We start from the raw sequence: 24,980 nt of genomic DNA, 5'->3' as shown, positions 1-24,980 counted from the left end.
TAATGAAGGAAATGATGGCACATTTATATTGGGCTAAGAAGTGTTGAAAAATGGGGAGTTGTTTAGCATACAAAGCGAGCAAAGTTTTGATGTAAGGATATGAAAAGTTTTTCTTTATGAGGGGTTCGTTATAAGTGTCTATAGATAAGAGGGGATCCGCTTTGAAGAGGCAATAGCGGAGCAAAAAAATATATTAAACCCTCTGCTACTAAAAAGTATCGGCAGAGGGTCATGATTTTTCTATTAGGAGATCACTCTTGGATTAGGAATGAAGCAGAGGAATTTGTTTGAATGAAAGTACGATTTCCTTCTACTGTATAATCAGCTGGTACTGGTTTGCCAAAAGTATTGGTACGAACGATGGAGGCATTCGGTGATAAATTATTAATAATAATTTCCATGTTCGCCTCAAATTCAACTGGTTTATCATTTAATGTTGCCTGGAATGTAATACGATTCGATTTTTTTGTAATGCTAATTTCCATAACACCAGTATCTTCATTAAGAAGAGTTCCTAGTGGTGGAATAATCACAGTCATGTTCGATTTTGTCGTTAAAACGAAGCGATCTGCACTATTTTCCGTGTCTGCAACGTTGATTTTTGCTGTATAGGTATTTTTGTTTTTCGTCATAGCTGTAGTTTTACCTGGTACGGCTGCTATATCCGATGAAATTGGCTTTTTCGACCCGTTCCCTTTAGGTAAATCATATTTTCCATTCACAAAGTCTACTAAAGTCCAGACATTTGGTACAAGCTGCTGCTGCACAGGTGTTAAAGCCTCGAAGGCTGTTTTCGCTGCCTGTACATCTTGAGCAGTAGACGTTTTAGGCGATAAAGCTGCAATAGCGTTTTCTACTTCCTTAGCTGCCGCCTTATCCTTCGCAACAAGCTGTTCAGCATCTACTAACATCTTTTCGATACCAGCAGGTAAATAGACGTATGAATATCTTCGAAGTGCATTAAGCTCAGCTCTAGCGTCCGCTACATCCTGATGGAAGGTAATGCGAGAAGAATTTAATAATTGGATTTTATTGACCACTTGATCGATAGATGTATTGGGCGTGATATAGGATGTCAGTATTTTTTGTGATTCCGGGCTCACAAAGGATTTTTGGGCTGCATTTAACGTATTGTACCAATCTTTCGTTTCCACAACATTTTGGTAGTAATTAATGGAAGTTGATTCCACTGAAGCTAATTTCTCTTCAATTTGGTCAGCAAGCTTACGATACGCAACTTTTGTCTGACGATGATTTGACAGCGTAGAATAATTTGTAACATATTGTTTTTCCGTTTCAGTTAACTTATCGTAGGCTTTATTGGCTGCTTCTAAATTTGTTTGGAACGAAGCTGTTGTATCATTAATATTTGAAATAAGCCAAACAACATTCGAAACGTTAGCGTTGTAGTAATAATAATCGTATATGTAAGCAGTTTTTGAATGGCCAGTAATAGTAGCAGCTGATGCTGACGTAGTAGGTGCAGTATAGATTAGTGAAGGGACCGCAACTAGGGCTAGTAAGGCCAATTTTCTTTTGTTTTTCATAATACGGGAAACCTCCTATTGGTTTTGGATAAGTGTGATGGGTAATATGTAGGTCTTTTACCCTGTGTGAAACCTTTGATTGTCTTGTGAAATGGTTTATTATTTACCTGCCGAAAAGAGTCGTGTCTAGACAGTGATTTCCTAATATATGTTGGTAAACCAATTTTATCATATCTTAGGATTTTTTCATGTATATTTTAAGTGAATAGGTAGATTGATTATGTAATTTTTAAATACTTTGTGTCTTATGTACTTATGAAAAATATGAATGGAAAGCAAGTCCCTTTTTTAAGAGAGAGGGATAGGACCTACCAACTAATGGATAAACTCCCGGAACAGACAGTTAGAAACCTCATACGAAGGGGAGAGTTTGTTATAATGAATTTAATAAGGAGCGGGGGTGTTTTATTTGCAACAAAACTGGCAGAAGGTAGTTGTTGAAAAGCTAGCCTTGGCTGTTAATCCAGCGTTTGTTATTGTTTTTGGTTCTTATGCGAAGGGTTTGGAACGTGAAGATAGTGATTTGGATATTGCATATTTTACAGATAAACCGCTCTCAGGTTATGAACGTTTTCTATTAGCTGGAGAAATTGCGCAGTCTTGTAATGTGGATGTCGATTTAATTGATATGAAATCAATTGATACAGTGTTTGCGGCACAAATTTATTCGAGTGGTAGAATCATTGATTGCCAAGATGAAAGCACCTTTGTGAAGGAACGAATGAAAACTCTATCAATGTATGTGACATTAAATGAACAACGTGCAGGAATTCTGAAAGCAATTGAAGAGAGGGGTAATGTCTATGGCGAATAATGATGTTATTTTAAATAAAATTGCAACAATCGAACGCTGTGTGAACCGTGTTAACGAGGTGTATTGTGATAATCCAGAGAATTTGCAAGACATCACGAAACAGGATAGTATTATTTTGAATATCCAACGTGCGTGTGAAGCTAGTATTGATTTGGCGATGCATATTGTTAGTGAATTAAAGTTTGGTCTGCCTAAAACGAGCCGCGAAGCATTTAAGTATCTTGAGGAAAATGAAATTATTGACCATGCATTGGCTAAAACATTAATGAATATGGTTGGGTTTCGAAATATTGCTGTGCATGATTATCAAGCTATCGATTTAGATATACTTCAAGCAATTATTAAGAATCATTTAAATGATTTTAAAGCCTATACAGAGGCAGTATTGCTTATATAAAAGAAACAACAGGCTATATAGTATAGAAACTTCCTAGCCTGTTGTTATGTAGTGTAAAACGGATAGAATCGTGGAAGTGACGGATAGACTCATCAAAGCGACGGAAAGAACCGCCGAAGCGACGGATAGGCTCATCAAAACGACGGAAAGAACCGCCGAAGCGACGGATAGGCTCATCAAAGCGACGGAAAGAACCGCCGAAGCGACGGATAGAAATCAAAGCGACGGAAAGAACTGCCGAAGCGACGGATAGAAATCGAAGCGACGGATAGACTCATCAAAGCGACGGAAAGAACTGCCGAAGCGACGGATAGACTCATCAAAGCGACGGATAGAACTGTCGAAGCCGACGCCACGATTCCAGAGGTATAATTGATTTTTTGAGTTTGAAAAGGACTTGGCTTAGTGCCAAGTCCTTTCAATTTTTTTATTGTTTACCTGAACTTTGAGCATCTTTATAGATGTCGATCGCCTTGTTTAATTTGTTAATAGCCTCTGTCACTTCGTACGAAGAGGCATAGACGTTACTGGCAACGGATTGAGCGTGTTGAACTGCTTTTTCTAGACTGCGTTTTTCTCTTTCTGTTGTCCATAGTTCATAATAAGGGATATCAGAGCCATCGCCATTCGCAGAAACTTTTACATACTGAACAGAATTAATGAGTGATGTTAACCAAGATTTATCAACGTAATGCCAATGATTCACACCAGATTTATAATTACTCCTATAAGTTGAAATGGCATTATATAAATATTGATAGGCATACGAAATATCCGACTGAGACGATGAGCTATTGTTTGCAATACCTTGTGCGTATGAAACAGCAGAAACTAGAGCGTCTTTTTCACTTTGCGTCGTCCAAACTACATTGTAGGATAATTCAGATCCATTTACAGAAACGGTTACATACTGAACAGAGTTAATAAGTGAAAAAAGGGAAGATCGATCGGCATTATATTGATAAGTGCCATATTTTTGTGCATTCTTATAAATTGTGATGGCGTAGTTCAAATTGCTAATTGCATTTGTAATATCAGACTGTGTTGCATAGTAATTATTTACAACATATTGAGCAGATGAAACGGCAGAGGTTAGAGCATCCTTCTCACTTTGAGTTGTCCAAGGTTCATAAGAAGCTACATCATTACCATTGTTCCAAGAAACCTTTACATACTGAACAGAATTGATCATCGATTGTAGTGAAGACTTATCACCATAAACATATTTTGTTCCGCTTTTTTGCACAGCACGATAAACGTTTAATGCATTTTTGTACTGTGTAATCGCATTGTTTACTTGTTCCTGAGAAGCGTAAGAATTATTAACTACTGTTCTTGCGCTGCTTACGGCTGATTCGAATGTTGTACGTTCAGCCTGCGTTGTCCATTTCTCAGTTACTGAAATGTCATATCCATTAACAGATACTGCAACGTATGGAGGTGAAGCTACTAAATTACTAAGCTCCGTTTTATTTAAAACAGGTAATGTCACAGAGGCTTTTTTATCATCCACCTGCACTTTGTTAATTAGATGCCCCGAATTTAATGCCACCTTTGCCCCATGTTTGACAACCACTTGCTCAATTGTGCCTTTTCCGTAAAGGGTGAAATCTTTCTCAACATCGATAGTTAGTTTATCAACATTGGCCGTTACTTCAAATGCAGTAACTTTACCAACTACGTCGACTTTCGAAATAGATTTGTCAGAAGTCACACTCACTTTAGTACGTTTTAAGTTAATGTTTGGAGATTTAATATCTTTTAAAGAAACATTTAACCAATTACTATTTTTAGTCAATAAAGGTCTAAAAGTAATTGTATCCCCAATAGCAACGTCATCAATTGTAATGGCCTTCTTCACACGATTCGTTACGATAAGCTCCTCTTCAATAGTGACATTTTGAACTTTTACATAATCCGCATTTACAGTTAGGCTTCCATCAATTTGCGCATCGCCGCCATCAAAATTTAACGCTTTATTTTTTGTTCCACCTTTAGTTAGTGTTAGTGATGTAATACTTGTAATTTCACCGTTCTTTACGACAATAGTAGCTGCAGCATTCGCCAATGCAGCATTATTGGATGTGTTTAAGAGGGGCTTCAATGACTTACTAATTTTAAATTGGCCATTGGATGTGCGTACTTTATCATTAGCGATGCTGGTAATAGTAACATTTTGTCCCTTTGTTTTGGCTGCAGCTACTTGCCCGTCGATTTGAACTGAGTGGTTTAAAGATACATCATTAGAAGTGGCATTCGCAGTTGATACAGGCACAATTAAGGTTGCTGTAATAGCGGTAGCCATAAAAGTAGAAAATACTTTATTCTTCATTTCTTGTCGCTCCAATCATTGTATTTAATGGATAATATATCATATATTTCTTCAGTTTAGTGCGCGAATGGGGTATTTTACTATATTAATTTAATGAAATAATAGGCCTTTTTCCTTCAATTATTTTAATAACTCGTAGTTTGAGAGGGTAAATCATCCTTCCAAGAGCCTTTGCTATTGTTTGAACATGATGAAAAAGACAGGATGAGTGAACGCTGAAGTACATTGACCGAGTTTACAAACAGCACTACTATAGGAGAGGAAAGGGGGACAACACTATGGTGTATCTCGGTATGATTTTCTTTCAAATTGTCGCTCCGATTTTAGTGCTTCTAGTACTTGGCGCAGTTTTACAAAGGAAATTTCGTTTTAATTTAAAGGCGCTATCTCAACTTATTACATACTGCTTTATGCCAGCAGCTGTTTTTGTGAATTTATATGAAACGAGTATAGAATTGTCTGTACTTGGGGAAGTTGCGTTTTTTATTCTACTCTTTATCGGAAGCCAAATGGTCCTTAGTCACTTTCTAGCAAAGGGGCTCGGTTTAGTAAAAACAGAGGCTGCGGTGTTTAAAAATAGCGTTGTCCTTATTAATTCAGGCAACTATGGTATTCCAGTTGCCCAAATGATTTTCGTGACTCAGCCGATTGGGGTAGCGATTCAAGTTATTCTCGTTATATTTCAAAATATGACGACGTATACTTACGGCTTGTACAATTTAATTTCTTCAACAAAATCAGGTATGTCAATTTTGAAGGATTTCCTCAAAATGCCTATTATTCATGCACTTATTATTGGCGTTACTATGAACTATTTTAATATCCCTATACCGCAGTTCGTAAAAATTCCGATAGACCATGTGGCAGATGGCTTTATCGCTGTAGCATTAATAACTTTAGGGGCACAGCTATCCCAACTTGAAATAAAATCTATGTTTAATAAGATGGTATACATTAGTTGTTTTACACGATTAATCATAGGGCCTGCCGTAGCATTGCTTATCATTTTTGCTCTTGGTCTTGACGGTGTCGTGGCACAATCACTTTTTATAGCTAGTTCGTTCCCGACATCGCGAAATAGTTCCAGTCTGGCATTAGAATATGACGTAGAATCGGCAACTGCTGCACAAACAGTTTTATTTTCAACGATTGTGAGCTGTATTACAGTGACAATTGTGATTTATGTAGCGGAGTTGTTGTTTACCTAATGGCTAGGTGCTCATTTGATTGTCCATAGTTGATAAAAACTAAAATTGTTCCGATAAAATGAGATTTTGTTCCGATAAATCTTCAAAGCATATGAACTCATCAGATAACGTGAAGTTGTGCGCCAAAGTCTAATCTGACGCTGATTCTTGATGAATGTGCCAAAAATAATCAAATGAAGCTTCCATCTATTAGCAATATCTGCTACACTAGCATCAAACTTAATAGTATTAACTAGGGGAGTCTGATGAGTCAGGCTGAGAGGGAAACGCATAGAGGTTTCTTGACCCTTTGGACCTGATCTGGCTCATACCAGCGTGGGAAAGTTAACCATTATTGCACACTACGTTATTTGCAATAACTATACCTTTACATTCTTAGCCGGATCCAAAATTTTTTTGGATTCGGCTTTTTGTCTTCATTCAGCAGAAGACTCCTATCTTTCCAGGTGATGAAATGTATGCGGTGAAGCTTCCTAACTAGTAGGTGCCCAAACGCCTGCTGAATGAAGACAAGCCTCCGGCGGATGTCACGGATTTTAAAAGGAATGAATTGTGCGGGCACAATTCAAAATCCGGACGCAATTACGCCAAGGCGAAATTGATTTTTGTTGGGTGAGCTAGATTCGGTCCTTATATTAATATAAAAGGGAGCGAAGTAGTTTATGACAACAATTAGCGAAAAGAATATTACGATTATGTCAAGTTTTGAAGGAAGTAAAAAAGTTTACGTAGAAGGTTCTCGACCAGATATTTTAGTGCCAATGCGTGAGATTGCCTTGAGTCCGACGACAGGAAGCTTTGGTGAAGAGGAAAATGCACCAGTGCGTGTTTATGATACGAGTGGCCCGTACACTGAACCTGCACATAAGGTGGATATTACGAAAGGATTGCCAGCTTTACGTAGTGCATGGATCAAAGAACGAGGTGACGTTGAGGAATACGAAGGTCGTACGATCAAGCCAGAAGATAACGGATTCCGCAAAGCTGATGATCCACGAATGAATGAAAATGTGTTTCCGGATTTATCTAGAAGGCCTTTACGTGCGAAAAAAGGCAAAAATGTAACGCAGCTTCACTATGCACGAAAGGGAATTATTACTCCAGAAATGGAGTTTGTAGCGATTCGTGAAAATATGGATCCCGAGTTCGTGCGCTCAGAGATAGCGGCGGGGCGTGCAATTTTGCCATCTAATATTAATCACCCTGAGGCAGAGCCAATGATTATTGGACGCAACTTCCACGTGAAAATTAACGCCAATATTGGAAATTCAGCGGTGTCATCCTCTATTGCAGAAGAGGTAGAAAAAATGACGTGGGCTACACGCTGGGGTGCTGATAACATTATGGATTTATCGACGGGTAAGCATATTCATACGACGCGTGAATGGATTATCCGTAATGCTGCGGTGCCAGTAGGAACGGTGCCGATTTATCAAGCGCTAGAAAAAGTAAATGGTGTGGCAGAGGATTTAACGTGGGAGGTGTATCGTGATACGTTAATCGAACAAGCAGAGCAAGGTGTAGATTACTTCACGATTCATGCAGGGGTATTGCTACGCTATGTGCCATTAACGGCTAATCGTGTAACTGGCATAGTGTCTCGAGGAGGCTCGATTATGGCGCAATGGTGTTTATATCACCATCAAGAGAGCTTCTTATATACTCATTTTGAAGAAATCTGCGAAATTATGAAAACCTATGATGTTGCCTTCTCTTTAGGTGATGGTTTACGTCCTGGTTCTATTGCAGATGCAAATGATGAGGCTCAGTTTGCGGAGCTGGAAACGCTAGGGGAATTAACGCAAATTGCCTGGGAGCATGATGTACAGGTGATGGTAGAAGGACCAGGGCATGTGCCGATGCATCTTATTAAAGAAAATATGGACAAGCAGTTAGAGGTATGTAAGGAAGCTCCTTTCTATACGTTAGGACCACTAACGACAGATATTGCTCCGGGCTATGATCATATTACATCAGCCATTGGAGCTGCAATGATTGGTTGGTATGGTACGGCAATGCTATGTTATGTAACGCCTAAAGAGCATCTTGGCTTACCAAATCGTGATGATGTTCGTGTGGGGGTTATTACGTACAAAATTGCTGCACACGCTGCTGATTTAGCGAAAGGGCATCCGGGGGCACAGCAACGTGATGATGCACTATCTAAGGCACGCTTTGAATTCCGCTGGCGCGATCAATTCAACCTTTCGTTAGATCCAGAGCGTGCAGTCGAATATCATGATGAAACATTGCCAGCAGAAGGAGCAAAAACTGCGCACTTCTGTTCAATGTGCGGACCTAAGTTTTGTAGTATGAAAATCTCACAGGATATTCGTACTTATGCAAAAGAAAAAGATCTAAATACGACTGAAGCTATCCATAAGGGTATGCAGGAAAAGGCGAAGGAATTTAAAAAGGCGGGCAGTCAAATTTATCAATAATTATTAGACTAGGCTCGTGTTTTTCATAGGCACGAGCCTTATTTTGGTTCATCATCAAGAGGGGGCATGTATATAGGTTGATTTCCTTTCCGGTGATGCGCTCTCATTTTGTCATTAAGATAAAAAAACTCCATGTGAGGTCGCCCTTCACATGGAGTAAAAAGTTGGATTTGGATATCAATAATAGTTGGAATATGTGGAGAATTAAACGTTAGTTGGTTGTTTCACGTATGGATTTGTAAGATCCATACCTTCTAATGAAAGACCCATAGCTTTTGCTACACCTTCACCATATGCTGGATCAGCTAAATAGCAGTGAAGAATATGACGACGTTTAATGAACTCTTCAACTGATGCCATATCATTAGCAGTATTTTCGAATAGGCGTTGTTGCTCTTCGGCAGTCATTAGGCGGAATAATTTACCTGGCTGTTCGAAGTAGTTGTTGTCATCTTCACGGAAGTCGTGGATACCAGCATTACCGTCGATACGTAATTCAGGCTCTTTATAGTCTAAATTATGCTCCCATTCACCATAGCTATTTGGTTCATAGCCTAAAGTTGAACCAAGGTTGCCATCGAAACGCATAGCACCGTCGCGGTGGAATGTACGGAATGGGCATTTTGGTGCGTTCACAGGAAGCATGTAGTGGTTCACACCTAAACGATAGCGTTGTGCATCTCCATATGCAAAAATACGAGCCTGTAACATTTTGTCTGGAGAGAAGCTAATACCAGGGATAATGTTAGATGGTGCAAAGGCAGCTTGTTCAACTTCTGCAAAGTAGTTGTCCGCGTTTTTGTTTAACTCGAATTCACCTACAGGAATTAATGGGAAGTCTTTTTTATACCATACCTTTGTTAAGTCAAACGGGTTATATGGTAATTCACGAGCTTGTTCCTCTGTCATAACTTGGATGGACATTTTCCATTTAGGGAAATCGCCATTTTCAATTGCTTCATATAAATCGCGTTGTGAAGATTCGCGGTCATTACTGATTACTTCAGCAGCCTCAGCACCAGTTAAGTTTTTAATCCCTTGCTCTGTACTAAAGTGGAATTTAACCCATACGCGCTCATTTTCTTCATTAATAAAGCTATATGTGTGAGAACCGAAACCATGCATATTGCGGTAACCAGCTGGAATACCACGGTCAGACATTACGATTGTTACTTGGTGAAGCGCCTCAGGTAATGAAGTCCAGAAATCCCAGTTTGAATTAGCGTTTTTCATATTTGTACGTGGGTCACGTTTTACCACGTGATTTAAATCTGTAAAGTGTAAAGGATCACGGAAGAAGAATACAGGTGTATTGTTACCAACTAAATCCCAGTTACCTTCTTCAGTATAGAACTTAAGTGCAAAGCCACGAATATCGCGCTCAGCATCTGCTGCACCACGCTCACCTGCAACTGTAGAGAAGCGTGCGAACATTTCAGTCTTTTTCCCAACCTCTGAGAAAATTTTTGCTTTAGTATATTTAGTAATATCATGCGTTACAGTGAAAGTACCGAATGCACCTGAACCTTTAGCGTGCATACGACGTTCAGGAATAACTTCACGGTTGAAGTTTGCTAATTTTTCAACTAACCATACATCCTGAAGAAGTAGAGGACCACGAGGACCTGCTGACATTGAATCATGGTTGCTTACTACTGGAGAGCCACCTGCTGTTGTAAAACGACGGCTACGATCATTTTTGTTTGTCATATTAGTTTACCTCCTAAAGAAAAATTGTGAGTCAAACTCTTCAACAATAACTATAACAAATGTAAAATAGAATTGCTAGTAAATTATAATTATTATTGTTAAAGAATATTTACATTAAGATACAAACTATAAATATATGCTAGATTTAAAGGGGTTATGACTAACCTTTACCACAAATTAAGTTTTTTTAAACATTTTTGAGGATTATTTAACTTCTTTCAAATGAATTCTTTTGTTTATTTATTCTTATTGAAAATATGATAATTGAAAATAATACTAGATAATGAGATCGCGCGTGTGAAGATAAGCCTTCTCTCTCTACACTTTTGCACAAGTTCTCAGTTAGAACGGAAATGAACTCCACGCTGTTGATATGCCTTTTCAAGTTTTACGATAACGATTAGGCGTAATGCCGATGTGCTGTTTAAAAATTTTAATGAAATAATTTGAATCTTCGAAACCATTTAAATAGGCAATTTCACTAATAGCAAAATCAGTTTCTACTAGCATTTTTGTGGCATTATGAATCCGGACCTGTTGCAGGTAGCGTTTAAGTGGCAAGCCTTGCTTCTTTGAAAAGATCGTACTTAAATAATTGGGACTAATCCCTAATTTATGAGCAACGTAAGGTAAAGATAACCCGCTATCCTGAAATTGTTGGTCGATAATTTCTATGGCCAGTTCTACATAGTCAGCTCGTTTCTCCATACGTGCCTCACGGGCCAATTCAATCAGTTTTTGTGTAAATGATATGATGCCATTTTGAATGGTATAAAATATAGGATGCTCAATAATTAAATGAAAAAGCTGACGATAATTTTGCTCAATTGCAGCTTTCTCATGTAATTTATACTTCAGCATAAAGCGTCGAATTTGTGCTAAGACACTTGTTAGATGTATACGTAAATCATCCTGCTCGTAATAAATTCCTTCATTAAATAGTCGATATAAAAATGCTTTAACAGCTTCAATATTCCCGTCCTCTAAACTGCTTATTAATAATTGTTGCTCTTCGGGTGATAGTAAAGGATCGAAGGGCTGTGTCTTCAGCTGCTTACTCGTATAAAAAATATGCCCATAACCTTCGTAAAAACTTTGACGAAGTGCACGCTTCGTTAATGTATACATATTCTTCATAGTTGTAGGTTCCCCATCGTAAATACCGATATTTAAAGAACTATTACTTATTGATCGCCATTCCTTGATTAATGTACGAGCATCTTTCTCCACAATTTTTAAATCATCTGTTTGGAATAAGCAGACGATTCTATCGGACAAAGGATAAATCTTTATATGATAATAAATAGGCGTTTGCTGAAGCCAGTTGTAAAGTTTTTTTAACATGTCGGAATGCTCTGGCTCGATCATGGTAAAATGTATATTTGTCTCTAAGGAACTTGTTTTACTACCTAGAAATAGTTGATAGTAAAAGGATTCCTCAGTAGCTTCTTGATATACTGTCTTTGCTTTTGGTGTCTGAAGGGAGATAGCAGTGAGTTTTTGCTTTAATATTTCTAAATCAATTGGTTTAACGAAGAGATGTGCGACCTGTAAATCGATTGCCTTCAATGCATTTTTAAATAATGGCTCTGTCGTCATAGCTAAAATAGTCCCTGAATGTTTTTTTAGAGTACGAAAGAGTGCAATTAAACGATTATTCGAGAATAGGTCAATATTCAACAGGATGACCTCGGGCTCAAATTGCTGGATACTTTGAAGTGCTTCATTAATAGTTGTACCTATTTCAATGGTTACATCACCAGGATAATATGTATGTAAAAACCAACTAATGCCTGAAAGTTCAGCGGAGTCCCTGTCAATTAATAACAACCTCATAACAACCAACCTTCCATAAAATTATCTAGTTTCTTAAAAAAATACGATTATATTATTAAAATAACAAAAAATATGAAATAATTCATGTTTTTTCTTTTAAAATTCCCTATTTTCTGAAAAAAGTAGTTAGTACAATGTGATTAGAGTGATTGCTAGCTTTCTTTTTTCGACGAAAGCGAAGTGTCAGCCTCGTTATACTAAGGAAAATTGGATTTAAAGCATTTTTACATAGCTACAATGGGAACGGGGGATGTGTATGAAGTCTAACATCGAACTAGATGGCAAGACATTAACAAGACAGCTAATAAAGGAAATTGTAAACGGTCATGCAACGGTTACGCTATCTGCAGACAGTATGGAACGTATCCGTTTAAGTAGGGAACGAATTGAAAAACGTTTAGCTGAGGGGCAAACCATTTATGGTGTGAATACAGGTTTTGGAAAGCTAAGTAATATAAAGATTGAAGAGGAAGACATTGAGCTTTTACAGTTGAATTTATTACGCTCAGATGCGACAGGTGTTGGTGTACCGTTTCCAACAGATGTTGTACGCGCCATGATGGTTTTACGTGCTAATGCTTTAGCTCGAGGTTTTTCAGGAATTCGTCTAGAAACAGTGCAGTTGTTATTGGATTTTATTAACAAGAGAGTACATCCGATTGTACCGTCTCAAGGTTCAGTTGGTGCAAGTGGGGATTTAGCGCCGTTATCACATTTGGCTTTAGTGCTAGTAGGTGAAGGGAAGGCGGAGTTTAATGGAGAGGTTATGGGCGGTAGTGAGGCGTTACGGCAAGCTGGACTAACGCCGGTGCGACTACAAGCTAAGGAAGGGTTAGCGCTTGTAAATGGTACACAAGCAATGACAGGAATCGGTGTTTTAACCGTGAACGAGGCAGAGCGTATGGGGCTAGCGGCAGATATGGCAGCGAGTTTAACGCTTGAGGCACTGAAAGGGATTACTTCCGCATTTGATCCAGCGCTTTTGGCGGTAAGACCACACCCAGAATTAGAGCTTGTAGGTGGACGAATCCGCAAGTGGCTTGAAGGAAGTAAACGTGTAACAAAGCAAGGTGAAATCCGTATGCAAGATGCCTATTCACTACGTTGTATTCCGCAAGTACATGGTGCTTCATGGCAATCATTTTTCTATGCGGAGGACCGCGTGCAAATTGAGATGAATGCAACGACAGATAATCCGATTGTTTTAGAAAATGGAGAAGTATTGTCTGGGGGACATTTCCACGGTCAACCAATTGCATTGGCGATGGACTTTTTAAAAGTCGGTGTATGTGAGTGGGCGAATATTTCGGAGAGACGTACAGAACGAATGGTTAATCCTCAGCTTAATGAAGGTTTGCCGCCATTTTTAGCGACAAATCCAGGTATTGAATGTGGACTAATGATTGCTCAATATACAGCAGCCTCTATCGTATCTGAAAACAAAGTATTGGCACATCCTTCAAGCGTGGATTCTATACCGACGTCAGGTAACCAAGAGGATCATGTGAGCATGGGGACAACATCAGCTCGCCAAGTACGTCAAATCGTACACAATGCCGCTCGTGTCATTGCAATAGAAATGATTTGTGCATCTCAGGCGATCCATTTAGATAAAGCGGAAGAGCAGTTATCTCCCACAACGCGAAAGTTTTTAGAAAAAGTGCGTGAGTTTTGCCCGCCACTGTTAGCAGATCAACCTATCGGCGATGAAATTGAAGCGCTTTCAGAGTATTTATTAACGAGTGATGTTCTATTAAATGAGTATAAGTAAATTTTAAAGCAATAACTTCCTAGAGAAAATCCAAAAAATCCTTTAACTAGTTTTGACGACTTAGAGATTTCTTTCAGAAAAAGCACTTACATCGGAGGGAGTAGTATGGAATTTCATCAACGAGAGCTGGAGCGAGATTCGCAATTTCGAATCTCCTCCGCTATTAAGATGTTTATCTGTAGTATAGTCGGAATATTCAGCTTTTTTGTATCGTTTGAATGGCGAGGTAAGGATTCCATTTTAATTGATCACATCGTAAGTTTTATTCGCACCGAAGCGCCACTGCTTGTAACTGCATATGTGCTCATAATGCTTGTAGGTGGAGCGATTCATCCATTCCTAACAAAGAAATGGAATAAGTCGACCGTCAATATTGTGATGTCAATCCTTAAAGTGGGCGGTATGATTGCAGGGATTTTGTTAATTTTCAATATAGCACCAGCGTGGCTAGCGGATGAAAGTATTGGACCGTATTTACTGGAGAAGCTTGTTAAGCCGGTAGGCATATTAATTCCGATCGGGTCTTTGTTTTTAGCGCTTCTAGTTAGCTACGGATTGCTTGAATACATCGGTGTTTTAGCACAGCCGTTTATGAAACCTGTTTTTAAAACATCAGGACGTTCAGCAGTGGATGCAGTAGCCTCATTTGTCGGCAGTTATTCGGTTGGATTGCTGTTAACAAACCGTCTTTATATGGAAGGTCGCTACACAGCGAAGGAGGCCGTGATTATTGGAACAGGCTTCTCGACTGTATCTGTCACGTTTATGGTTGTCATTGCGAGTACGTTGGATATGATGCAGCATTGGAATGCGTTTTTCTGGGTGTCACTCGTTGTAACATTCTTGGTCACTGCGTTAACGGTACGCCTTTATCCGATTCGTTCCATGAAGGACGAATACTACGAGGGCGCGACGCCGATGCCAGAAAAGATAGTTAAAAAGGGGCGTTTTAAAGAAGCGTGGCGTCAAGCGATGGAGGCTGTTGATCAAAATCCGCCTATGACTAAAATTTTATGGGCGAATTTAAAGGATGGCTTCATCATGACGATGGGGGTTATGCCATCGATTTTATCGGTTGGTCTTTTAGGACTTGTGCTTGCAACATATACACCTATTTTTGATTGGCTTTCGTATATTTTTGTACCATTCACATATGTACTGCAAATTCCAGAACCATTTTTAGCGGCAAAAGCGCTGTCATTATCGTTAGCAGAAGTATTTTTACCGGCACTTGTTGTCACACAGGCAGCGCTTGTGACGAAATTTATTGTGGCAGTTGTATCAATTTCGGCAATTTTGTTCTTTTCGGCTGTCATACCACTTATTTTATCAACTGAAATTCCGGTGACATTGCGCCAAATTGTAACCATTTGGTTTGTGCGTGTCGTATTAACTTTAATCATCGTAACACCAATAGCATTTTTACTATTTTAAAGGAGCGTGTTTTTTATGGTAGTCAAAACAAATATTCGTGCACCACGTGGGAATGAATTATCTTGTAAAGGTTGGACACAAGAAGCTGCAATGCGTATGTTAATGAACAATCTAGATCCTGAAGTAGCAGAAAATCCGGATGAGCTTATCGTCTATGGTGGAATAGGTAAAGCGGCACGTAATTGGGAGAGTTATGAGCAAATTATCGCGTCATTAAAAGAATTAGAAAATGATGAAACACTTCTTATTCAATCAGGAAAGCCGGTAGCTGTATTCCGTACACATGAACATGCGCCGCGTGTATTAATTGCAAATTCTAATTTAGTACCGTCGTGGGCAAATTGGGAGCACTTCTATGAGTTAGAGGACCGTGATTTAATGATGTACGGTCAAATGACGGCTGGTAGCTGGATTTATATTGGTGCACAAGGCATTTTACAAGGAACATATTTATCATTTGTAGAGGCAGGTAAAAAAGTATTTGGTACAGCGGACTTACGCGGCAAATTCATCCTTACGGGTGGTATGGGTGGCATGAGTGGTGCACAGCCTTTAGCTGGGAAAATGGCTGGTGCTGTTATTTTAGTAGTCGAAGTGGAACGTGCTCGAATTGAACGTAAAATTAAAGAGGGCTACTGTGATTATCTTGTAGAGACAGTTGATGAAGCGATTGAATTAGTCAATAAACTACGTGACAAAAAAGAGCCAGCGTCGATTGGTCTTGTTGGCAACTGTGCAGATGTTAATCGTGAGCTATTGAACCGCGGAATTATCCCTGATTTTGTCACAGACCAAACATCTGCCCATGATCCGATCAATGGCTATGTTCCAAATGGCATGACGTTTGAGGAAGCGCTTGAACTACGTAAAAGTGATGTGAAAACGTATGAACAAAGAGCAAAAGAGACGATGGCTGAGCATGTTCGTACAATGCTTGAATTCCAACAAGCAGGTGCAGAAGTATTCGATTATGGTAATAATATTCGTGCGTATGCCAAAGAGATGGGTGTAACAAATGCCTTTGATTTCCCTGGTTTTGTTCCAGCGTATATTCGTCCTTTATTCTGTGAGGGGAAAGGACCATTCCGTTGGGCTGCACTTTCAGGTAATCCAGAGGACATCTATAAAACAGATGCACTAGCAAAAGAAATGTTTGCTGAAGATGAAGGTCTTGTGAATTGGATTGATATGGCGCAAAAGATGGTGAAATGGCAAGGGTTACCTGCGCGTATATGCTGGTTAGGCTATGGTGATCGTCACCGTTTTGCACTGAAGGTTAATGAAATGGTTGCCAATGGAGAGTTATCAGCACCGATTGTCTTTGGTCGAGATCATCTAGATTCTGGCTCTGTTGCATCACCAAATCGTGAAACAGAGGGCATGCTTGATGGTACTGATGCAGTATCAGATTGGCCAATTTTAAATGCACTTGTTAATACAGCAAGTGGTGCGAGCTGGGTAAGTGTCCATCACGGTGGTGGTGTAGGAATGGGGTATTCGCAACATGCTGGTCAAGTGCTAGTAGCGGATGGTTCTGAGCTAGCTGCTGAGAAGATTGCACGAGTGTTAATTTCGGATCCGGGAATGGGAGTTGTGCGTCACGCGGATGCGGGCTATGAAATTGCTATTAATACAGCGAAAAACAAAGGTGTGCATATACCAATGTTAAAGGATGATGCTAAGTGACTATTTTAATCAAGAATGCCAACGAAGTGATCACGTTAAAAAGTGCCGTACAAGGTCCGCGTACAAAGGAACAAATGCGTGACATTGCAATAGTGGAAAATGGTAGTGTTTTAATGGAGGGAAATAGCATTATAGCGGTAGGTTCACTTACACAGCTAAAAGCGGATTTCCCTGATCTTGTAAAGGTTGCTGAAGTTATTGAAGCCTCAGGTAAGATTGTAATGCCGGGTCTTGTCGATTGTCATACGCATTTAGTTCATGGAGGTACACGTGAACAGGAATTTAATATGCGACTCAATGGTGCCACATACATGGAAATTATGAATGCGGGTGGCGGGATTCATGCTACAACAAAGTGGACACGAGAAACTAGCTTTGGTGATTTATATGTAAAAACGATGAATCATTTAGATGTGTTTTTGAAGCATGGTGTCACAACGGTTGAGGCAAAATCAGGCTATGGCTTGGATTGGGAAACTGAAAAGAAGCAGCTAGAAGTAACAAAGGAATTGCAAGCTACACATGACATTGATGTCGTTAGTACCTTTATGGGGGCGCATGCGGTGCCGCGTGACTATAAAGGACGTGAGGATGAATTTGTAGATCTAGTCATTCATGATATGCTACCGAAAGTAGCTGAGCTAAACCTTGCAGAATTCAATGATGTATTTTGTGAAAAAGGTGTATTTACGCCAGACCAATCACGACGCATTTTAGAGGCAGGGAAAGCGTTGGGGTTAACACCGAAAATTCATGCAGATGAAATTGAGCCTTATGAGGGAGCGGAGCTTGCTGCAGAAGTAGGAGCCATTTCTGCGGAGCACTTATTAGTTGCTTCTGATGAAGGAATACAAAAAATGGCTGAAGCTGGAACGATTGCTGTGTTGCTACCTGGAACAGCATTCTTCTTACGTGCACCATTCGCGAGAGGACGCCTAATGATTGATGAAGGGGTACCTGTAGCTATTTCAACTGACTTTAACCCTGGCTCATCTCCAACGTTGAGTCTGCCATTTATTATGAATTTAGCTTGTATGCATATGGGGATGACACTGGAGGAAGTGTTAACGGCGACAACCGTTAATGCAGCATACGCAATTAATCGTGGACATCAAATTGGCTCCCTTGAAGCGGGCAAACAAGCTGACGTCATCATATTGAATGTTGCAAATTACAAACAATTGCAATATTTCTATGGCATGAATCATACGAATACTGTCATTAAAAATGGGCGAGTTGTCGTACAGGATGGAATTCTGTTGAAAAATCAATTAGTAAATTAAATAATAAAAAAGACATAAATAAGGCAGAAATGCTTTGTTTATGTTTTTTTTATGGAAAGTTGTTCTTCTTATTCTTTTTATAAAAAGAGTTGAAATTGTTAACTGGAAAAGTTATCATGTTATTAAGTAGTAATTCTTGAATTGCAAATTACTGTTCCTGTAAAACATTGAATCAAAGGAGTTATCTTAAAATGACAAAATATCGTTCACAAGAAGAAGTTCTTGCGAATTATGATTCTTCTAACTATATAACACCTGATGGATATACATCAGATATTGCAATTTTTACAATAACATCCGAAAAAGTAGAGGAAAAAGCCCCTCCGATGATGACGCTTAAAATCATGTTGATTAAACGGGCCGAAAAAGATCATGAAGGAAACCCGAATATCGAAGGTGGAAAATGGGCGCTTCCAGGTGGATTTGTAGATGCGATAAAAAGGGAAACCGCCTATATGGCTGCTAAAAGAGAATTGAAGGAGGAAACGAATGTAGATAGTCTACACATTAAGCACTTTGGTGTCTATGATGATATAGATCGTGATCCTCGAGGTTGGATGATTTCAAATGCCTTTTATGCAATCGTTCCGGAAGTATACATTGACCAGCGTCAAGCGAATGACGATGCGGCAGAAGTAGAACTTTTCGATATAAATGAAGTGTTCAAACTCGATTTAGCCTTTGATCATCGGAAAATTATTTCAGACGCTTTAGAATTTATTAAGAAAGATATGATACAAACAACAGTTGCTAAAAATTTTTTACCGGGAGAATTTACATTATCTGAACTACAAAGAGTTTTATTGATAGTGGGAGATGATCCGCGTATTGCAAATGATTCGGTGTTCTTTACAAAAGCGCCCAAGCTACCTTTTATTGAAAAAGTTTTAGATGAAGATGGGAAACCGAAGAAAACGAAAAGAAATTCATTTAGACCATCGCAATTATATTCTTTTAATGACTTCGAAATCGTAGAGTCAATTTATCATTAGGAAAGCATCAGTCTTTCCTAATTAATTTTCAATATACTAATTTGTAATTTATTAATTACTAATTAAATGAGAAATTGGAGTGATGGAATTATGTTAAAGCGTGCATTGATTAATATTGATTATACAGTGGATTTTGTAGCTCGAGATGGAGCCCTAACTTGCGGAAAACCGGGGCAACTATTGGAAGTGGTAAATACACAATTAACAAAGGAATTTATGTCAAATGGTGATTTTATAGTTTTCGCTGTTGATGTTCATGAAAAAGAAGATAGCTATCACCCAGAAACAAAGCTTTTCCCTCCTCACAATATTCGAGGTACGAGGGGTAGAGAACTATATGGCTCTTTAAAAGAACTATATGAAGAAAATAAAGAATTAGATCATGTCTACTATTTGGATAAAACCAGATATTCTGCTTTTGCAGGTACGGATTTAGAGATTAAATTGCGTGAACGAGGCATTACCGAACTGCATTTAATCGGTGTATGTACGGATATTTGCGTTCTTCATACAGCGGTAGATGCCTATAATAAAGGATTTAACATTGTTATTCATAAAGATGCAGTAGCGTCTTTTAATCAAGCAGGGCATGAGTGGGCGTTAGGACATTTCGAGCATTCTCTCGGGGCTACTATTATGTAAACGGAGGAACAGGGTATGAAATATGCGGACGATAGCTACATGTTGCACACGGACTTATACCAAATAAATATGGTGGAAACGTACTGGAATGATGGTACACAAAATCGAACAGCGGTTTTTGAACTATACTTTCGACAACTTCCGTTCAGGAATGGCTATGCGATATTTGCAGGCTTAAAAAAGATAATGGAGTTTATCAAAAACTTTGGTTTTTCTAATAGTGATATTCAATATTTACGCGAGGAAGGAAAATACTCAGAGGAATTTCTTAAATACCTTCAAAATTTAAAATTTACAGGTACTATTTCTGCAATGAGGGAAGGTGAATTAGTATTTGCAAATGAACCTATTTTACGAATTGAAGCCCCTTTGGCAGAAGCTCAGTTAATGGAGACCCCTTTATTGAACATCGTTAATTTCCAAACTCTTATTGCAACGAAGGCTTCGCGCATTAAACAAGTGATTGGAAAGGATATCGCGATGGAATTTGGTACTCGTCGAGCGCATGAATTTGATGCGGCGATTTGGGGAACTCGTGCAGCTTATATTGGTGGATTTTCTGCAACTAGCAATGTCAGAGCTGGAAAATTATTTGGCATCCCTGTCTCAGGTACTCATGCACATGCCATGATACAGGCATATCGTGATGAATACACTGCATTTACAAAGTATGCAAATACGCATAGAGATTGCGTTTTCTTAGTAGATACGTATGATACGTTACGTTCGGGTGTCCCTAATGCAATTCGGGTCGCAATGGAGTTTGGAGATAAAATCAATTTTATAGGAATAAGGCTGGACAGTGGTGATTTAGCGTATCTGTCAAAAAAAGCAAGGGAAATGCTAGATGAAGCTGGCTTCACTGAAGCGAAAATTATAGCATCTAATGATCTGGACGAATACACGATTATCAATTTGAAGTCTCAAGGGGCTAAAATTGATACATGGGGAATCGGAACTAAGCTCATTACAGCGTACGATCAAGCAGCTCTTGGGGGCGTATACAAATTAGTATCTATTGAAGATGAAAACGGGGAAATGGTCGATACCATCAAAATTTCCGGAAATCCTGAAAAAGTAACGACTCCAGGCCGCAAACGTATTTATCGAATTATTAGTACAGACAATGGTCATGCTGAAGGAGATTATATTGCATTGGACTACGAAAACCCGCAAGAGGAAAAACGCTTGAAAATGTTTCACCCTGTTCATACTTATATCAGTAAATTTGTAACGAATTTTACAGCGAAAGAATTACATCAAGACATTGTAGTAAATGGATCTATTCTTTACAAAGAACCAACACTTCAAGAAATTCAAGTATATGTAGAGGAGAATTTACATCTACTATGGAGTGAGTACAAACGAACAATGAATCCAGAAGAGTATCCGGTCGATTTAAGTCAAGCGTGCTGGGATAATAAAATGACAAGAATTAAAGAAATTAAAGAAAAAGTCACGAAGATGATGAATGGGAGAAACTAATAGAGAAGTGGAATGGGGGGTTAGGAAATGGCGAAAATAGGGATTTACGGATCATCATTTGATCCAATTACAAATGTTCACCTTTGGACTGCAAGCACAGTCGCACATCGTTGCAAATTAGATAAAGTGATTTTTTTACCTTGCTCAAACAAACGAAAAGACAAGGAGATAAAAACAAAGAATACGCATCGCTGGAATATGCTGCAGTTGGCTATTGCTAAGGATAAGCGTTTTATTGCAGATTCATATGAAATGGAGCAAGAGGGCTGGAATATTTACACGTATGATACGATGAAATATTTTAGAGAACAACACCCGAATGATGAAATTCATTTTATTATGGGGGCTGATTTATTAGTCGATATTGGTGCTGGGTTGTGGAAAAGGGGAGATGCATTAGTAGCTGAGAATAAATTTATTGTAATGGCAAGGCACGGAATAGATATGTTATCAACAATTAGTCGTTCTCCTATTTTGAGGAATCATGATGATGGAAGATTCCATTTAATTGATAAAGGGTTAGCGATGGAAATTAGCTCTACCTATATTCGAGAAGAATTTGCAATGGGCGGTGAACCAAGATACCTACTCCCTGACGCTTGTTATGACTATATTAAAGAGCATAATCTTTATCAAAAATAAATTTAGGTGTGGCTTATATATGATAGTGGAGTGCGGGATAACACCGCACTTAATTTTTTTTTGGATTATCATCAAAAGTGGAGGGCATTTTGTTAAATCGTATGCTATTTATATAGGTTTGATCTTCGTTCTGTCTGGGCGACACTTTGGAGATTAGCGATAGAGGAGTAAAGGCTAAAACCATTACCTCCTGTGATAACGCCTTCGTGACCAACATCGGTGCTGTGGCCTCGCTTTCACGCAAAAAACATCTGTCTGCTCAAGCGGCTCATCGGACGCCCCTAGCTGGAACGAAAATCAACCTCGCGTTATGTGACGCGACTTTTATTTCGAAAAGATGGTGAACTTTCTCATATTTAGTTCTTGGTAAGATATAATAAATTTAAGTGATAAAGCAAACATGCAAAGTGCTGGAATTACAAAGGGATTTGCGTAATTACCCTCAATAAAACACAATGATCTAATGTTAGAAAGGAATTCTTAGATGTGCAGCTTACATTAACATTTCTTATTTTAGGAGCGACAATTTTTGCATTTGTGACTAATAAAGTACGAGCGGACCTCGTTGCGATTGTGTCACTTCTAGCATTTGTCATTACGGATATTTTAACACCCGCAGAAGCATTAGCTGGTTTTTCAAACTCTGTAGTTTTAATGATTGCAGGGCTGTTTGTCGTGGGCGCAGGTATTTTACGAACAGGGCTTGCAGGGATGGCGGGGCAATTACTGCTAAAGTGGTCAGGTAATAGTGAGTTGAAATTATTTGTATTATTGCTCATTATTGTAGGTTCTGTCGGTGCATTTATGAGTAATACAGGTACTGTAGCTTTGATGATGCCGATAGTTGTCAGTATTGCGATTAGTATGAAAGTAAGTCCGTCAAAATTTTTACTACCACTTTCTTATGTTGCAAGTCTTTCTGGGCTTATGACACTTATTGCTTCACCCACAAATCTTATCGTTAGTCAGTTATTGGTCGATCGTGATTACAATAAGCTAGGGTTTTTCGAAGTAACACCCATCGGTATTGTAGGGATGATTGTTGGTATTACTTATTTAGTACTTGTGCGCAACATTCTTTTACCAAATGAAAAAAGTCGTACAGAAACAAAAGCTGATTATAGACTATCTCCGAAGAAAATTATTAAGCAATATGATTTAAACAATCGTTTGTTTAAAGTGTTTGTGCCAGAGGATTCGTCGATTATTGACGCGACATTAGCGGAATTAAAGCTTCCGGCCAAATATACGCTTTGTATGATGAAAATTCACCGACGATCTCAAGAAGGTATTAATTTTTTACCGGTGACATATCAGGAAATGGCTGGTCCGACAAGTGTGATCCATGCCAAAGATGAATTGTATGTCCAAGGTGAGGAAGAGAATATTCGTCGTTTTGCTTCTGATTATAGTCTGGAGATGCAGGAACTGGCTGAAGGAGAGGCTGATGAATTAGTATCGAAGCATCTTGGTATTGCTGAGGTATTATTAACACCGAATTCTAGTTTTATTAATAAGACCGTAAGCACCCTAGGCTTCCGAGAAAAATATAATCTTAATATAATTGGCATAAATCGTAGAGGTGGCTATAAGCTGCAAGATATGGTGACGCATAAATTAAAATTTGGAGATGCTATTTTAGTACAAGGTGCATGGGATGAAATTTTATTACTTGCAAGGGAAACACAGGATGTCGTTGTTGTCGGTCAGCCAAAGGAGCATGCTAGTGTAGCTGCAGCGACGGGGAAAGCCGGTATTGCAGGTGTCATTATGCTTTTAATGATTGTGCTAATGGCTTTTGAAATTTTCCCTGCTGTTATTTCCGTTATGATTGGCGCCGTATTGATGATATTAACAGGTTGTTTGCGTAATATGGAAGATGCATACAGCAATATGAACTTTGAAAGTATTGTACTTGTAGCTGCAATGCTTCCGATGGCGACTGCTTTGGAAAAAACAGGTGGTATGGCCATCTTATCTGATGGTATTATCAATGCGCTTGGAAACTATGGACCTTACGGAGTACTGATCGGAGTTTATATTTTAACTGCAGTCTTTGGTCAGTTCATTAGCAATACAGCCACTGCTGTATTATTCGCACCGATTGCTATGAATGCTGCAATTGCGATGGAAGCAAGTCCAACGACATTTATGATTGCTGTTGCTGTAGCAGCAAGTATGGCGTTTGTTACTCCGATTGCTTCCCCAACAAATGCGCTAGTTATGACAGCTGGCGGTTATAAGTTTATGGACTTTGTGAAGATTGGAATACCACTACAGATTATTATGTTTATCGTTATGATGCTGGCAATTCCATTTTTCTTCCCATTTTAAAAACTCGGTTTCTATACCGAGTTTTTTATTTATTTTTTATGAAATCTATTAATTTTTTATTGATGGTTATGATAAAATTCTATTTTAGATACTAATAAAAAGTTAAATCAACTTGAGGTGTAGAGTCTAGTGATAATTTTTTGTAAGTATATATAGGAAGTTTCTCAATGAAATGAAAAAGTATAAAATTTTATTAGAAAAAGTGTTGACCTTTTTGAATCAAGAGTGTAATATTATACGAGTCGCTAAGATAACTTCTGAAAAACAATTAAATTAAATAAAATTAGTTGTTGACATCGAGTTTGTAGCGTGTTATTATATAAGAGTTGCTGCTGAAAAAACAGTAACGAAATGAACCTTGAAAACTGAACAAGCAAAACGTAATCAATAAAGTTTTTAGTAACTAACCTTGAGTTGGTGAACGAA

Annotated in this window: 18 protein-coding genes and 1 riboswitch; of the genes, 13 read left to right on the top strand and 5 right to left on the bottom strand. The window is 38.6% G+C overall.

Features of this window, described 5'->3' with window-relative positions; all coding sequences use genetic code 11:
- Positions 1-251: 251 nt before the first annotated feature.
- Positions 252-1,547, bottom strand: coding sequence for a hypothetical protein (locus ABNX05_RS23475; protein ID WP_349661903.1), 1,296 nt, complete (start codon positions 1,545-1,547; stop codon positions 252-254).
- 409 nt (positions 1,548-1,956) lie between these two features.
- Here ABNX05_RS23475 and mntA point away from each other — a divergent pair, with 409 nt between their 5' ends.
- Positions 1,957-2,361 (top strand): type VII toxin-antitoxin system MntA family adenylyltransferase antitoxin, encoded by a 405-nt coding sequence (gene mntA, locus ABNX05_RS23470; protein WP_349661902.1) that lies wholly within the window; start codon positions 1,957-1,959, stop codon positions 2,359-2,361.
- Positions 2,351-2,758, top strand: coding sequence for a type VII toxin-antitoxin system HepT family RNase toxin (hepT, locus tag ABNX05_RS23465; protein ID WP_349661901.1), 408 nt, complete (start codon positions 2,351-2,353; stop codon positions 2,756-2,758). The genes mntA and hepT overlap by 11 nt, the downstream gene beginning before the upstream one ends.
- A gap of 13 nt (positions 2,759-2,771) precedes the next feature.
- On the opposite strand, the gene ABNX05_RS23460 is transcribed toward hepT, so the two are convergent.
- Positions 2,772-2,978 carry a hypothetical protein gene (locus tag ABNX05_RS23460; RefSeq protein ID WP_349661900.1) on the bottom strand — a complete coding sequence of 69 codons (207 nt, stop codon included), beginning with the start codon at positions 2,976-2,978 and terminating at the stop codon, positions 2,772-2,774.
- A 207-nt stretch (positions 2,979-3,185) separates the two neighbouring features.
- Positions 3,186-5,090, bottom strand: a complete 1,905-nt coding sequence (locus ABNX05_RS23455) for an S-layer protein (protein ID WP_349661899.1) — start codon at positions 5,088-5,090, stop codon at positions 3,186-3,188.
- Positions 5,091-5,368: 278 nt separating this feature from the next.
- Between ABNX05_RS23455 and ABNX05_RS23450 the strand changes: the two genes are divergently transcribed.
- A complete protein-coding gene (locus ABNX05_RS23450) occupies positions 5,369-6,298 on the top strand; it encodes an AEC family transporter (protein ID WP_349661898.1) in 930 nt (309 codons plus the stop codon).
- A gap of 224 nt (positions 6,299-6,522) precedes the next feature.
- A riboswitch (TPP riboswitch) is annotated at positions 6,523-6,637 on the top strand.
- Between the two features lie 323 nt (positions 6,638-6,960).
- On the top strand, positions 6,961-8,739 hold the full coding sequence (gene thiC / locus ABNX05_RS23445) for a phosphomethylpyrimidine synthase ThiC (RefSeq protein ID WP_349661897.1): 1,779 nt from the start codon (positions 6,961-6,963) through the stop codon (positions 8,737-8,739).
- A gap of 204 nt (positions 8,740-8,943) precedes the next feature.
- On the opposite strand, the gene ABNX05_RS23440 is transcribed toward thiC, so the two are convergent.
- Together ABNX05_RS23440 and ABNX05_RS23435 are read right to left on the bottom strand one after the other, a co-directional pair.
- Positions 8,944-10,449, bottom strand: a complete 1,506-nt coding sequence (locus ABNX05_RS23440) for a catalase (RefSeq protein WP_349661896.1) — start codon at positions 10,447-10,449, stop codon at positions 8,944-8,946.
- A gap of 381 nt (positions 10,450-10,830) precedes the next feature.
- Positions 10,831-12,285: a helix-turn-helix domain-containing protein gene (locus tag ABNX05_RS23435; protein ID WP_349661895.1), complete on the bottom strand. Its 1,455-nt coding sequence runs from the start codon at positions 12,283-12,285 to the stop codon at positions 10,831-10,833.
- Positions 12,286-12,541: 256 nt separating this feature from the next.
- Here ABNX05_RS23435 and hutH point away from each other — a divergent pair, with 256 nt between their 5' ends.
- From hutH to ABNX05_RS23390, 9 genes are all read left to right on the top strand, one after another.
- Positions 12,542-14,056 (top strand): histidine ammonia-lyase, encoded by a 1,515-nt coding sequence (gene hutH, locus ABNX05_RS23430; RefSeq protein WP_349661894.1) that lies wholly within the window; start codon positions 12,542-12,544, stop codon positions 14,054-14,056.
- 105 nt (positions 14,057-14,161) lie between these two features.
- Positions 14,162-15,490, top strand: coding sequence for a YjiH family protein (locus tag ABNX05_RS23425; protein ID WP_349661893.1), 1,329 nt, complete (start codon positions 14,162-14,164; stop codon positions 15,488-15,490).
- A 15-nt stretch (positions 15,491-15,505) separates the two neighbouring features.
- Entirely contained in the window at positions 15,506-17,176 is a 1,671-nt protein-coding gene (hutU, locus tag ABNX05_RS23420; RefSeq protein WP_349661892.1) for a urocanate hydratase, read from the top strand.
- Positions 17,173-18,459, top strand: coding sequence for an imidazolonepropionase (gene hutI / locus ABNX05_RS23415; protein ID WP_349661891.1), 1,287 nt, complete (start codon positions 17,173-17,175; stop codon positions 18,457-18,459). The genes hutU and hutI overlap by 4 nt, the downstream gene beginning before the upstream one ends.
- A gap of 191 nt (positions 18,460-18,650) precedes the next feature.
- Positions 18,651-19,451, top strand: coding sequence for an NUDIX domain-containing protein (locus ABNX05_RS23410; RefSeq protein WP_349661890.1), 801 nt, complete (start codon positions 18,651-18,653; stop codon positions 19,449-19,451).
- Positions 19,452-19,541: 90 nt separating this feature from the next.
- Entirely contained in the window at positions 19,542-20,093 is a 552-nt protein-coding gene (locus ABNX05_RS23405) for a cysteine hydrolase family protein (protein WP_349661889.1), read from the top strand.
- Between the two features lie 15 nt (positions 20,094-20,108).
- Positions 20,109-21,578: a nicotinate phosphoribosyltransferase gene (locus ABNX05_RS23400; protein ID WP_349661888.1), complete on the top strand. Its 1,470-nt coding sequence runs from the start codon at positions 20,109-20,111 to the stop codon at positions 21,576-21,578.
- Between the two features lie 27 nt (positions 21,579-21,605).
- Positions 21,606-22,220 (top strand): nicotinate-nucleotide adenylyltransferase, encoded by a 615-nt coding sequence (gene nadD, locus ABNX05_RS23395; RefSeq protein WP_349661887.1) that lies wholly within the window; start codon positions 21,606-21,608, stop codon positions 22,218-22,220.
- 486 nt (positions 22,221-22,706) lie between these two features.
- Positions 22,707-24,554 carry an SLC13 family permease gene (locus ABNX05_RS23390; protein ID WP_349661886.1) on the top strand — a complete coding sequence of 616 codons (1,848 nt, stop codon included), beginning with the start codon at positions 22,707-22,709 and terminating at the stop codon, positions 24,552-24,554.
- Positions 24,555-24,980: the final 426 nt, after the last annotated feature.

Origin of the sequence: Lysinibacillus zambalensis, assembly GCF_040183165.1 — a bacterium.
Taxonomy (GTDB): domain Bacteria; phylum Bacillota; class Bacilli; order Bacillales_A; family Planococcaceae; genus Lysinibacillus; species Lysinibacillus zambalensis.
Note: the sequence above shows the minus strand (reverse complement) of the source record. Positions and strands in the feature narration are given on the sequence as shown.

Excerpts from the sequence above, each read along its gene's own strand:
- ABNX05_RS23475 (WP_349661903.1), bottom strand. The coding sequence starts at position 1,547 with ATGAAAAACAAAAGAAAATTGGCCTTACTAGCCCTAGTTGCGGTCCCT.
- hepT (WP_349661901.1), top strand. The coding sequence starts at position 2,351 with ATGGCGAATAATGATGTTATTTTAAATAAAATTGCAACAATCGAACGC.
- ABNX05_RS23455 (WP_349661899.1), bottom strand. The coding sequence starts at position 5,090 with ATGAAGAATAAAGTATTTTCTACTTTTATGGCTACCGCTATTACAGCA.
- ABNX05_RS23450 (WP_349661898.1), top strand. The coding sequence starts at position 5,369 with ATGGTGTATCTCGGTATGATTTTCTTTCAAATTGTCGCTCCGATTTTA.
- thiC (WP_349661897.1), top strand. The coding sequence starts at position 6,961 with ATGACAACAATTAGCGAAAAGAATATTACGATTATGTCAAGTTTTGAA.
- ABNX05_RS23440 (WP_349661896.1), bottom strand. The coding sequence starts at position 10,449 with ATGACAAACAAAAATGATCGTAGCCGTCGTTTTACAACAGCAGGTGGC.
- ABNX05_RS23435 (WP_349661895.1), bottom strand. The coding sequence starts at position 12,285 with ATGAGGTTGTTATTAATTGACAGGGACTCCGCTGAACTTTCAGGCATT.
- hutH (WP_349661894.1), top strand. The coding sequence starts at position 12,542 with ATGAAGTCTAACATCGAACTAGATGGCAAGACATTAACAAGACAGCTA.
- ABNX05_RS23425 (WP_349661893.1), top strand. The coding sequence starts at position 14,162 with ATGGAATTTCATCAACGAGAGCTGGAGCGAGATTCGCAATTTCGAATC.
- hutU (WP_349661892.1), top strand. The coding sequence starts at position 15,506 with ATGGTAGTCAAAACAAATATTCGTGCACCACGTGGGAATGAATTATCT.
- ABNX05_RS23410 (WP_349661890.1), top strand. The coding sequence starts at position 18,651 with ATGACAAAATATCGTTCACAAGAAGAAGTTCTTGCGAATTATGATTCT.
- ABNX05_RS23405 (WP_349661889.1), top strand. The coding sequence starts at position 19,542 with ATGTTAAAGCGTGCATTGATTAATATTGATTATACAGTGGATTTTGTA.
- ABNX05_RS23400 (WP_349661888.1), top strand. The coding sequence starts at position 20,109 with ATGAAATATGCGGACGATAGCTACATGTTGCACACGGACTTATACCAA.
- nadD (WP_349661887.1), top strand. The coding sequence starts at position 21,606 with ATGGCGAAAATAGGGATTTACGGATCATCATTTGATCCAATTACAAAT.